Origin of the sequence: Liquorilactobacillus aquaticus DSM 21051 (assembly GCF_001436755.1) — a bacterium.
GTDB lineage: Bacteria > Bacillota > Bacilli > Lactobacillales > Lactobacillaceae > Liquorilactobacillus > Liquorilactobacillus aquaticus.
Window position 1 is genome coordinate 303184 of record NZ_AYZD01000015.1, and the last position, 12120, is coordinate 315303.

At 37.0% G+C, this 12120-nt stretch carries 10 protein-coding genes; 1 reads left to right on the plus strand and 9 read right to left on the minus strand.

The window, feature by feature from the left end; translation table 11 throughout:
• Positions 1 to 48: 48 nt before the first annotated feature.
• The 7 genes from smc to FC19_RS04905 all read right to left on the minus strand — a co-directional run bounded on the left by smc (position 49) and on the right by FC19_RS04905 (position 10102).
• Positions 49 to 3594: a chromosome segregation protein SMC gene (smc, locus tag FC19_RS04875; protein ID WP_057875867.1), complete on the minus strand. Its 3546-nt coding sequence runs from the start codon at positions 3592 to 3594 to the stop codon at positions 49 to 51.
• Positions 3595 to 3627: 33 nt separating this feature from the next.
• Complete coding sequence (gene rnc, locus FC19_RS04880) at positions 3628 to 4323, minus strand: ribonuclease III (RefSeq protein WP_057875868.1); 696 nt, start codon at positions 4321 to 4323, stop codon at positions 3628 to 3630.
• Positions 4324 to 4546: 223 nt separating this feature from the next.
• A complete protein-coding gene (gene acpP / locus FC19_RS04885; RefSeq protein WP_057875869.1) occupies positions 4547 to 4789 on the minus strand; it encodes an acyl carrier protein in 243 nt (80 codons plus the stop codon).
• A gap of 33 nt (positions 4790 to 4822) precedes the next feature.
• Positions 4823 to 5854: a phosphate acyltransferase PlsX gene (gene plsX, locus FC19_RS04890; RefSeq protein WP_338037339.1), complete on the minus strand. Its 1032-nt coding sequence runs from the start codon at positions 5852 to 5854 to the stop codon at positions 4823 to 4825.
• 10 nt (positions 5855 to 5864) lie between these two features.
• On the minus strand, positions 5865 to 7904 hold the full coding sequence (gene recG / locus FC19_RS04895) for an ATP-dependent DNA helicase RecG (RefSeq protein ID WP_057875871.1): 2040 nt from the start codon (positions 7902 to 7904) through the stop codon (positions 5865 to 5867).
• A gap of 99 nt (positions 7905 to 8003) precedes the next feature.
• Entirely contained in the window at positions 8004 to 9695 is a 1692-nt protein-coding gene (locus FC19_RS04900; protein WP_057875872.1) for a DAK2 domain-containing protein, read from the minus strand.
• 44 nt (positions 9696 to 9739) lie between these two features.
• Positions 9740 to 10102, minus strand: coding sequence for an Asp23/Gls24 family envelope stress response protein (locus tag FC19_RS04905; protein ID WP_057875873.1), 363 nt, complete (start codon positions 10100 to 10102; stop codon positions 9740 to 9742).
• A 285-nt stretch (positions 10103 to 10387) separates the two neighbouring features.
• On the opposite strand from FC19_RS04905, the gene rpmB reads away from it, so the two are divergent.
• Positions 10388 to 10573, plus strand: a complete 186-nt coding sequence (rpmB, locus tag FC19_RS04910) for a 50S ribosomal protein L28 (RefSeq protein ID WP_057875874.1) — start codon at positions 10388 to 10390, stop codon at positions 10571 to 10573.
• Positions 10574 to 10806: 233 nt separating this feature from the next.
• On the opposite strand, the gene FC19_RS04915 is transcribed toward rpmB, so the two are convergent.
• Complete coding sequence (locus tag FC19_RS04915; RefSeq protein ID WP_057875875.1) at positions 10807 to 11454, minus strand: thiamine diphosphokinase; 648 nt, start codon at positions 11452 to 11454, stop codon at positions 10807 to 10809.
• Between the two features lies 1 nt (position 11455).
• Positions 11456 to 12112 (minus strand): ribulose-phosphate 3-epimerase, encoded by a 657-nt coding sequence (gene rpe / locus FC19_RS04920; protein WP_057875876.1) that lies wholly within the window; start codon positions 12110 to 12112, stop codon positions 11456 to 11458.
• Positions 12113 to 12120: the final 8 nt, after the last annotated feature.

Genomic DNA, 12120 nt, shown 5'->3' on the forward strand with positions numbered 1-12120 from the left:
TTTTGCCCTCCTTAAAGTGAATTACTATATTTTCCTGAGTAAATCTCATCAAATATTTTCTAAAGATACTGAAACTGTATTGGAAACACCAGACTCTTGCATTGTAATGCCATAAAGAACATCTGAATGCTCCATTGTTCCCTTTCGATGCGTAATAACAATAAATTGTGTCCGATCATGAAAGGTGTGTAAGTAATGAGAATAGCGCTCAACATTGGCATCATCTAAAGCAGCTTCGGCTTCATCAAGAATCACAAAAGGAACAGGTTTGACTTTCAAAATTGCAAACAAAAGCGTAATTGCTGTCAAGGCACGTTCTCCACCGGACAGCAAAGAAAGCTGTTGTAAGTTTTTGCCTTGCGGTTGAGCCATTATTTCAATTCCTGTTGTCAACAAGTCTTCTGGTGTAGTCAATTTCAGTGTCGCACGACCTCCGCCAAAGATCTGAGGAAAAATGCGACTAAACTCTGCAGCAACTTCTTTAAAGGTCCTGCCAAAACGTGTCTTAACCTCATCATCCATTTCGAACATGCTCTTTTGAAGTTGTTCTTTTGCGGACATTAAATCCTCTTGCTGTGTCGCTAAAAATTCATACCGTTTATTTACACGTTCATATTCATCAATCGAACCAAGATTGACATTTCCTAATTCAGATATTCCTAATTTAAGTAGTTTTAACTTATGCTGAACTTGTTCAAGATCATTATCAATAATGCCAGCAGAGGCTTTTTCATAAGTTAAATGATATTTGTCGGTTAATTCAACCAAACTGTGGTCTAACAGTGTATTCAATCTGCTGAACTTAACACTCTGTCTTCTTTTTTCATCGAAAACAACTTCTTGGAGCTGATTTAACCTTTCTAAATCGCTCTCTGCTTTCGCTGCTTGCTCATGAATTTCCTCTCTTTGCAACTGCTCCTTCTCAAGCTCAGAACGCGCCTCAGCACTCTCTTCTTCATATACTTTAACCTTAGAAGCAATATCTGAGCCCTTTAATTGCCGAAGCGACTGTTCTCTTTTAATTTCAGATAACATTGTCTGAGCCTTGACATTCAATTTCTCTAATTGTTCTATCTGCTCATCTGCTTCATCTAGTTGAATAGCTTTGGCACGTGATCTTTCTTTAATGACAGCAAATTTCTGCTGTGCTTCTCGCAAACGTTGTTCATTCAGCTTATGCAGCTGTGTAAGATTGGTTAAACCCTTTTTTTGTTCATCGTACTCTTGACGCATTTTTTCTAATTCTTGTGAAATTTTGGCCGATTCTTTTTTTAGAGTATTCTGATCTGCTGTAAAATTTTGACTTTCAAAGTTTGAACTCTCAAATTCAGTTTGATAGATTTCAAGTTGCTCTTCTTGATATTTCAAATCATTTTGAATAATTATTAGTTTACTTTTCAATTCCTCAAACTGCTTTTGCTTTTCCTTCAATTCTTTATTCTCAGTTGCCAGAAGGATTTCGTCCTCTTCTTTTTTCTTTTGCAGATTTGCACCTTTAAGCTCTAAATCAGACATTTTTTCTTGCATTCTTTTTATATTTTCTGCCAACTGTGTTACTCTTTGCTTTTGCTCAAGCAATCCAATTCGATGCTGTTTTGAGCTGCCTCCAGTCATTGAGCCGCCTAAATTAATAATACTTCCGGCTAAAGTTACGATTCTGACACTATGCCCCAATACACGCTCAACCTGGATAGCATTATCCATTTTTTCAACAACAACCGTCATTCCTAAGAGGTAGTCCAAAATTGGTAAATCTTCTTCATTATTGCATTTCACCAACTGATTAGCTACTCCTAAAACACCCGTCATTCCTGATAAAGCTTGGCGTTGTGACACACTTATAAAATGGCGGCGAACCGTGGTCCGTGGAAGAAAAGTCACCCGACCAAGCTTATTTTTAGTTAAAAAAGAAATCGCTCTTTTTGCAGCTTGTTCATCAGTCACAACAATATTTTGCAGCTGTCCCCCTAAAACAACTTCAATTGCATGCGCTATCTCAGTTGGAACTTTCAATATTTCTACCACTGGACCAGCAATCCCCTTAAGCTGAGCACGCGCCTTCAAAACTTCTTTAACCCCCAGATAATACCCTGCATAGTTTGCAGTAATATTTTTTAAACCTTCATATTGAGCTCGAGCTTTTTGGAAAATTTCCAATGCTTTATACCATTGTTGCTTATGTGTATCACTTTTTTCTTTAGTTTCATTCAATTGATTCTGATTTTCATTGATTTGTTTAGTTAATGTCGCAATATACTCTCGTAAATGTGTAAAGTCATTTTTTATCTGTTTTTGTTCTTTTTTTAGATCTGAAATTTTCTGCTGAATCTGATCGATTCTTTGATTGACGATTTTCTTACTCGAAGTTCGCTTTTTCTCTTCTTTTTCTAAATAAGCAGCTTTATTCCTGAGTGTTGTTTGCACCTGCATTTTTTCAATAATTGCCGATCGCAAATCCTCAATATTTCCTTCAACCGCCGCCTCATTAATGTTTGCTTTTTTAGTCAGATCTGAAATTTTTGCGCGCCAATGTTTTAGCGTAGACTCAAGATCTTTGATATCTGTAATCAATTCAGCCTTTTTGCTTTTAATCACGGCCAAGTTTGCTTGATTTTCAGTTTTCTGCTGTATAAGTTCCTTATATCGAGTTTCCTGAAACTTATGTTCTTGCTGAGACATATTTTTTTGACCGCTAAGTCGTTCGCTTTCTTTTGTTATTTTAACCAGTCGTTCTTGAATTCGGTCTATTCGCTTATTTAAACATTGTTCTTTCGTATGCAGATCATTAACTTTTTTCTGTTGTTTCTTAAGTTTCGTCTTTCTTATGTCTATTTGCTCGTTAAGTTTTTCGAGCTCGTTTTGTACTTTTGTGCAATCTTTCTTGTTAATTTTAATTTCCAACACTAGACGATTAATATTATACTGATCGAAAATTTTCTTCTGCGAAAGATAATCTTTAGCTATACTGCTTTGTTCTTTCAAAGGTTCACGTTGCTTTTTTAATTCATCAATAATATCAGCAACTCGCTCTAAATGCTCTTTTGTTTCGGCTAATTCCAATTCAGCTTTTTGTTTTTCTTTTTTATACTTTGAAACACCAGCGACTTCTTCAATAATCAGCCGTCTCTCCTGTGGTTTGCTATTGAAAACTGCTTCCACCCGTCCTTGAGAAATGATTGAAAAGGATTCACGTCCTAAACCAGTATCCATAAACAAATTAACTATATCCTTCAGACGCACCTGCTGCCCATTAATTAAGAATTCGCTACTTCCGTCCCGATAAATTTTTCGTGTAATGGTTACTTCTTCGGTTTGCATATTCAAGTAATGATCACTATTGTCAAAAGTAATTAAAACCTCAGCCCGATTGAGGGCAACTCTGTCGTTCGAACCTGCAAAAATTACATCAGGCATCTTGTCACCACGTAAGCTTTTGGCCGATTGCTCTCCTAATACCCAGCGAATAGCTTCAATAATATTACTTTTACCACTACCATTAGGTCCAACAATCGCTGTCATTCCAGGTTGAAAATCAATTTCAGTTCTATCTGCAAAGGACTTAAAACCATTAATGACTAGAGACTTGAGTTTCATAAAACGACACTCCTTTTTGAACTATAATGATAGTCATCTGCCATTAATTTTTTTTAATGCATCGTTTGCCGCTGCCTGTTCTGCAGCTTTCTTCGAATGCCCTGTGCCCGTGCCAATTGTTTTGCCATCGACACTCACGGTCATCGTATATTGCTTATCATGTTCCGGGCCCTTATCCATAACTTCGTTATACTCAATATCTACATTACCATTTTTTTGTAAATACTCTTGTAATTCCGTTTTATGATCTAAAAGATGATCAAACCATCCCATATCCAATTTAGGAAATACAATGCGTGCAATAAACTTATCAACTGCTTTTTTCCCTTGATCTTGGTAAAGGGCACCTATAAAGGATTCAAAAATGTCACAAAGAAGAGACGGACGTTGGCGTGCGTCCGCTTTCTCTTCACCTTTACCAAGACGGATATACTCATCAAAATTGCATTCTTTTGCAAATTTACTGAAACTGTCCTCACAAACCATTGCCGCACGCAGACGTGACAGCTTTCCTTCAGGAAGCATTGGGTAACGTACAAAAAGATATTCTGAAACACACAATTGCATCACGGCATCACCTAAAAATTCGATCCGTTCATAGTATTTGAGATGTTCTTTAGGATGTTCATTTGCATATGAAGCATGTGTAAATGCCTCATCTAGTAAATCTTGGTTTTTAAAATCTATTTCAAAATCTTTCTTTAATTTTTCTGCTAATCCGATTATCACTTTTCCTTCTCCTTTAACTTATTTCAGTATTTATATTATACCCTTTCACAGGCTGTGAAACAAAGTTTCCTCCAATCGCAAAAAAATTTATAATGCAATAAAATTAGAACAATATACATAACAAAAAAATCATTTACCAAAGTTAGTACTAAAAAAGCCGGGACAAAAATATTTGTCCTAGCTCATCAGCGTACCTTACTTTTGAGTTAAAGTTCAACCAGCTTTATGGTTGATGTTTTTCAATGTATTTAACAACGTCACCGACCGTCAAAAGTTTTTCGGCATCCTCATCGGGAATTTCCGCACCAAAAGTATCTTCAAGTTCAAGAACAAATTCAACTATGTCGATTGAATCAGCATCCAGATCAGAAGAAAAAGTAAGTTCTGGGGTAATCTTATTTTGTTCTAACTCAAAACGCTCATTGATAATCTTAGCAATTTTATTAAAAATTTCTTTCTCTGTCATTTTTTCCTCCAAAAATTTTTGCTATAAAATATATTATTTCTCTATCTTAGCAGAAACATGATGTTGACTAAAATAATCTACAAAATCAGGGATCATTTCTTCATCAATCATTGTGTGGATTTGCTTTAATGTATAATAAACAGCTAATCCATCACTAGAACCATGTGCCTTAACTACTGGGGCTTTGACACCTAAAAGAACAGCACCTCCATATTGTGATTGGTTCATTTTTTCCTTCAATTCCATTAAACTGGATTTTAAAAGCAAAGCACCAATTTTACCTTTAACACCACTGTTTAAAAACATATCTTTCATAAGATGCATAATTGAAGAAGCAGTTCCCTCAATTGCCTTCAAAACTGCATTTCCTGTGAATCCATCAGCTACAACAACGTCCGCGACATTATTTAAAATTGAGCTTGATTCAACATTGCCGACAAAGTTAATATCAGGATCATTGCTTAGCAATTTATATGTTTCTTGAGTTACTTTGCTTCCCTTATGCGCCTCCGTTCCATTATTTAGCAAACCTATCCGCGGATTCTCGATTTTCCTGACATTTTGTGCGTAATATTTACCCAGAATCGCATACTGATACAAGTGCTCTGCTTTGTTTTCTGCGTTGGCACCACTATCCAGAAGGTTGAAAGCCTCGTTATTATTTCCCCCAATGACTGGTAAGGTTGAAAGTAACCCTGGTCGTGAAATGCCTTTTATTCTCCCCACAATGAGCAAGCCAGCTGCCAAAAGTGCACCCGTGTTCCCACACGAAAAAACAGCATCTGCTTCTTGATTCTTGACAGCCTTTGCCGCTAAAACCATAGATGAATTTTTCTTACGTCTAATGGCTTTTACCGGTTCATCATTCATTACAATCATCTCATCTGTGTGTATAATTGTAATTCTTGTTTCATCCTTCAAGAATTTACGAATCTCGTTTTCTACCCCAAAAAGCAAAAAATCAATATCTTTAAACTCATCACGGGCGTGCTCAACACCGGCAACTACCGATTGTGGAGCATTGTCTCCCCCCATAGCATCAACTGCAATTTTCAAATCGATCATCCTCTCTTAATCAGTCAAAACTGATTCCCTTGTCTAATTCATACCGTAAGTAATTTATCAATCCTTTATTGCTACTTTTACGCGTAAATTCAGAATCATTTATAATTTCGCTTGCCTCTTGCTGTGCAGCTTGCAAGATGCGTAAATCTGTTACTGGGTCTCCAACTCTGAAATCTGGAACACCCGACTGCTTATTACCTAAAATATCCCCCTGGCCTCGCAACTCAAGATCCTTTTGTGCAATTACAAAACCATCATTTGTTTCAGCCATCACTTTCATTCTTGCGACACCATATTCATTCTTAGGATCGGCTATCAAAAAACAATAAGATTGCTTTTTCCCCCGACCTACACGTCCGCGTAATTGATGCAGTTGCGCAAGTCCAAATCGATCAGCATCTAAAATCAACATCATAGTAGCATTAGATACATCAACCCCAACTTCTATTACAGTTGTCGATACAAGAATATCAAACTTTTTATTCTTGAAATCTGTCATTATTTCATTTTTTTCTGAGCCTTTCATTCGTCCGTGAAGCAGACCTACATGGTACGCTGGTTCCAGCTGTTTCTTTAACTTAGCAAAAATTTCCTCAGCATTTTTTAAATCCATCATTTCTGACTCTTCAATCAAAGGACTAATCACATATGCTTGCGCACCTAGACTAAGCTGTTTTTTTAGAAAAGTAATGGCTTCGTTTAACTGCTTTTCTCTCAACCAAACAGTTTCAATAGGCAAACGTCCCTTAGGTAACTCATTGATAGTGGAAACATCCATTTCACCATAGAGTGTAATAGCAAGCGTCCGCGGAATTGGAGTCGCTGTCATAGCTAAAACATCAGGCGTAATCCCCTTATCCTTGAATTTTTGACGTTGATTAACTCCAAATCGATGCTGTTCATCGGTAATAACTAATCCCAGTTTTTTAAAAGCAACATCATCTTGGATTAAGGCATGTGTACCTACAACAATGTCAATCTGACCGTCATTCAAATGCCTCAATAATTCTCGCCTTGTTTTTGTTCTACTGGCCGTTGAACCAGTCAGTAAGGCGACGTTCACATTGAATTTTGAAAATAAATGATCTAACTTTTCTGCATGCTGCTGCGCAAGTATTTCAGTTGGTGCCATTAGCGCTGCTTGAAATCCTGCAGTAACAGCTGCATATAAAGCAATTGCTGCAACAACTGTCTTCCCGGAACCGACATCTCCTTGAAGCAAACGATTCATATGGATGTCACGATGCATATCGCTGCATATTTCATTTACAACCTTTTTTTGAGCATCAGTCAATTCAAAGGGCAGTGAGGAGATAAAAAGTTTTAACTGACTATTATCATAAACTATTTTTATTCCCTGCTCTTTATGCTTAACTTTGCGAACAAATTGCATTTTTACCTGAAAACAGAAAAATTCGTCAAAGATAGCAGAACGCCGTGCCGCATTAGCTGTTCTTTGATCCTCAGGAAAATGCATGTCGTGAATCATCACTTTTCGAGGTAATAGCCTAAATTTGCAACGTGTCTCCTCAGGGATGATATCAGTGAGAACATCTTTGTACCCATCATAAGCTTGTTTGACAAGCTTTTTAACAGTTGTTTGTTTGATATCCTTAGATGAACGGTAAACACCAGCTAAATCATTAGCACCCTCATTAAATAAAATTTTCATTCCTGCTAAACGTTGACGTTTTGCATCCCATTTACCATAAACGGCCATTTCCTTGCCAGTTTCAACTTTTTGTGCCAAGTACGGTTGATTGAAAAATGTGACCATAATCACATCGTGATCAACAAGCAAACGGAAATTGAGACGGCTTTTTTTTCTCCCAAAACGTGTAAGAACAGCTTCAGATGCCACTGTGCCTTTCAATGTAACCTTTTCCTGATCTGATATCTCACTCAACTTACGCACAGCAAAATCATCGTACCGAAAAGGATATTCTAATAGTAAGTCACCCACAGTATTTATGCCCAGTTTATTTAACGCAACTGCACTTTTAGGTCCAACACCTTTCAACGCAGCAACAGGATCCGCAAGACTTTTCAAGTCATCAGCACCCCCTTAAAACATTAAGTAAATAGCTTATAAACACCAACAGTCTGACTGATTCTGCTCGAATCAGTCAGACTGTACAAGTCTCAATCATTACTCTACCGAAATCAAATATGGATATACTGGCTGATCGCCTTCATGAATTTCAACTTCAAGATCTTCATCTATTCCAAGTATAGCCGCTTTAATTTCTTCTGCTTCCTGCTTCGTACCGTCTTGACCATAAATGATCGTCACAATTTCCTTATCATCGTCAACCATTTCTTTTAACATCATAATTGCTGTGTTTTTTCTATCAGAATCAGTGACTTTGATTTTTCCATCAACAATCCCTATATAATCATCTTTTTTGATGTTTTTACCATCAATAGTTGTATCGCGAACTGAAACAGTAACCTGCCCTGAAATAACTGATGTCAGGTCATTCGTCATACTTTTTGCATTCTCATCGATCGAAGCTTCAGGATTGAAAGCAAGCATCGCTGTCATTCCCTGTGCGATGGTTTTACTTTTAATGACAGCAACAGGAATTTCTACCACCTCAGCCGCTTGTTGAGCAGCCAGAAAAATATTCTTATTGTTAGGAAGAAGAATTATTTTTTCAGCCCTTGTTTTATTAATTGCATCTACAATATCCTGTGTGCTAGGATTCATCGTTTGCCCACCGTTTAAAACATGTGTTACGCCCAAACTCTTAAAAAGCTGACCGATACCATTTCCAGCTGCGATTGCAATAACTCCATAGCCATTATCACTGCTTTCTTCTTCCGCTTCCTGCAGAGTTTCTTCCTGATCGTGTTCTAAAATTGTCTCATGCTGAAGACGCATATTATCAACTTTGACTTTAATCAAGGATCCAAAATGCTGTCCGTATGCTAAAACCTTCCCAGGATGCTCAGTATGGACATGAACTTTAATAATTTCATCATCAGCTACAACTAACAGTGAGTCTCCAAATCCATTTAGATATTCTCTGAACGTATCATAATCAAACTTACGATCGACCAATCGTCCTGCACCCAATCGAACCATAATTTCAGTACAATAACCATAATGGATATCTGACGTATTTAATTGACTCTGAACACTTTTATGATGTGCAGCATTGACCATTTCGTCCATTTCTACAGCATTGGGCTGATGCATCTCTTCAGCCTCTGCAGTTTTGTTACCACTAAGCGCATCAAAAAAGCCTTCATAAACAAATGTCAGGCCCTGACCTCCAGAATCAACAACCCCCACTTCTTTCAAAACAGGCAACAAACTGGGAGTTTCAGCTAAAGCCTTTTTAGCAGCCTCATATGCAGCTTCCATCACAGCAACAGTATCCTTCGTTTCAGTAGCTTTTTTATTAGCAGCACTTGCAGCTTTACGCGATACCGTAAGTATCGTTCCCTCTGTTGGTTTCATAACAGCTTTATAGGCATACTCAACCCCACTTGTCAAAGCATCGGCCAAATCTTTAGCGGTTAAGGTTTTCTTCTTTTCAGTACTTTTATAAAAGCCGCGGAAAATCTGTGATAAGATAACCCCAGAATTTCCCCTTGCTCCCATTAATAGCCCCTTCGCTAAACTGGCTGTCAAATCACCAACATCAGAAGAGTTTGCCTCACCTACATATTTTGCTCCACTTGCAAACGAAAGACTCATATTCGTCCCTGTATCCCCATCAGGAACAGGAAAAACATTTAACGAATTAATGAACTCAGCATTTTTATTTAATTTCTTCGAACCTATCAGAACCATTTTTCTAAATTCCGAATCGGTAATTTCAGTGACTTTCAAATTCTGTTTTCCTCCTTGGCAATCCATTTATCTATAACACTCGACTAATCTTCAATTACACGCACACCTTGTACGAAGACATTAACAGAATTAGCAGTTACACCTAACATGGATTCCAAGTTATACTTAACTTTGTCTTGAACATTGCGACATACTTCAGATATTTTTGTTCCGTAACCTACTATAATGTAAACATCTACTGCCACTTCAGCATCTTCTTGGCGAACAACTACCCCTTTTGAGTAGTTGTCACGTTTTAAAATCTCATTCAAATTATCTTTAATCTGATTTTTGCTAGCCATACCAACTATTCCAAAAATTTCGGTTGCTGCTCCACCAACAACCGTGGCAATTACATCATTGCTGATGTCAATACTTCCGAATTGCGTTTTGATTTTTACAGCCATAAAATACAGCCTCCTTAATTTATCACACAATCATTAACGATATTTTATCATAAAGTAAAGTCCAATACCATGTCAACAAATTAGCGCTACTCACAGCTATCACAGTTGTTAACCAACTTAATGACAACAAAATATTATCTCTATCCTTCAAACCATCATTTTTATCTGCCAAGCTATTTTACTTTACAGAAAAATCTTGCATTCCAGAACTATCTATGATAACTTTATCTAGTAAGTAAGCAGTAGTCTGCTTCGAAATCCTAGCAACAAAGGAGGAACGACATAATGGCAAAAGATTTTATTACAGGTCAAAAAACGACATTCGGTAAAAAACGTTCACATGCTTTAAACCAATCAAACCGTAGCTGGAAACCAAATCTGCAAAAGGTTCGCATCTTAGTTGATGGTAAACCAAAAAAAGTTTGGGTTTCTGCACGTACATTGAAATCTGGTAAAGTTACACGTGTATAATCAATGTTAGGCTCGTTAATGGCGAGTCTTTTTTTGTGCTCAACGTTAATATTTTTTGTATTGGAACATTTCTTAAAAATAAAAAAGCCTGTGACAAAATTAAACTTAAGATAATCCTCAAAAATTGAATTTTTTAACTTTTTGAGGATACGCCAAGTCATCACAGGTCCTTTTATTCTAAAAAAATGATAGTAGAAAAGCAGTAAAAAAACCGCCTAAATACTTTGATTAAATCAATCTTTACTCTGAATTACGCAAACCACACCAGTTTCAAAACTAAAATTAGCAGTCGGGCCTTGGAACTCATTGCTAGGTAAAGAAACAGGAACAGCAAAATCCATTTTATCCAGACGATACTTTTCATCTTTCAATGTTAATTTTTTAACTGCAGTTAAGGGTACAAATGCAAGATATCGTTTATCTTTTTCTTTCTTTAACTGGTAGTTTCCTGGTTTAAAAAAACTAACCGTATTATGTTTGTCATATAATTTTATATTTTGCATATATTTATAAAATGGTTCCCGTAAGACAAAAAAAAGATTTGCTAACAAATGATCGAGCCTTCCACCGGTTGCTCCAAATACCTTGATTTTGCAGGATCCGTAGCGTTTAATAATCTCTTTTAATGCCAGTTCTGTATCTGTATCATCTTTTTCTGGCCTAGCGGTTATTATTTCAGGACTAGCATTCTTAATCAATTCTTTTTCTGCAGGTGCAGATGAATCAAAGTCTCCGATGACCCATTTTGGTTTAATACCACTTTTCACAAGATGGAGAGCCCCACGATCAGCGCCAATCCATATTTTGTCTTCTTGATTGCTTTCAAGTAAACCTTCAGGCCATTCAGAACAAGGACCTCCGACCAATAAATTTAAATCCATATTACTCATCTTCCACCAGATCCTTAAGAAGTGAAACTTTTCTAGCTGGATCCTTGCTATTAAATACATAAGAACCGGCAACAGCAATTGTTGCTCCCGACAAAGAGCACTGTTTTACAGTTTTCTCGTTTATTCCACCATCAACCTCAATTTCAAAATTCATTCCATTTTCCTTTTTTATTTTAGCTAGCCGCCCAATTTTGTTAACCATGCTGGAAATAAATTCCTGCCCCCCGAATCCTGGATCAACCGTCATTATCAAAACAGCATCCACAATCGGCAGTACCGCGCGAATAGCACTTAGCGGCGTCCCAGGATTGACAACTACTTCAGCTTTGCAACCATTCTCTTTGATCATTGCTAATGCACGATGAATATGCGGAGTTGATTCAATATGCACGCCAATTACATCTGCACCTGCTTCTGCAAATTGTCGAATATATATTTCTGGTTGTTCTACCATCAAGTGACAATCTAACACCATGTCTGTCAATGGCCGAATAGCTTGTACGATGCTTGGGCCAAATGAAAGATTAGGCACAAAATGTCCATCCATAATATCGATGTGTAGATACTCAGCACCTGCTTGGTCAACGATAGTAATATCTCTTTGTAAATTTAGGAAATCAGCACTTAAAATTGAAGGAGCAATTTTCATTTTCCAAC

Excerpts from the sequence above, each read along its gene's own strand:
- smc (WP_057875867.1), bottom strand. The coding sequence starts at position 3,594 with ATGAAACTCAAGTCTCTAGTCATTAATGGTTTTAAGTCCTTTGCAGAT.
- acpP (WP_057875869.1), bottom strand. The coding sequence starts at position 4,789 with ATGACAGAGAAAGAAATTTTTAATAAAATTGCTAAGATTATCAATGAG.
- plsX (WP_338037339.1), bottom strand. The coding sequence starts at position 5,854 with ATGATCGATTTGAAAATTGCAGTTGATGCTATGGGGGGAGACAATGCT.
- FC19_RS04905 (WP_057875873.1), bottom strand. The coding sequence starts at position 10,102 with ATGGCTGTAAAAATCAAAACGCAATTCGGAAGTATTGACATCAGCAAT.
- rpmB (WP_057875874.1), top strand. The coding sequence starts at position 10,388 with ATGGCAAAAGATTTTATTACAGGTCAAAAAACGACATTCGGTAAAAAA.
- FC19_RS04915 (WP_057875875.1), bottom strand. The coding sequence starts at position 11,454 with ATGGATTTAAATTTATTGGTCGGAGGTCCTTGTTCTGAATGGCCTGAA.
- rpe (WP_057875876.1), bottom strand. The coding sequence starts at position 12,112 with ATGAAAATTGCTCCTTCAATTTTAAGTGCTGATTTCCTAAATTTACAA.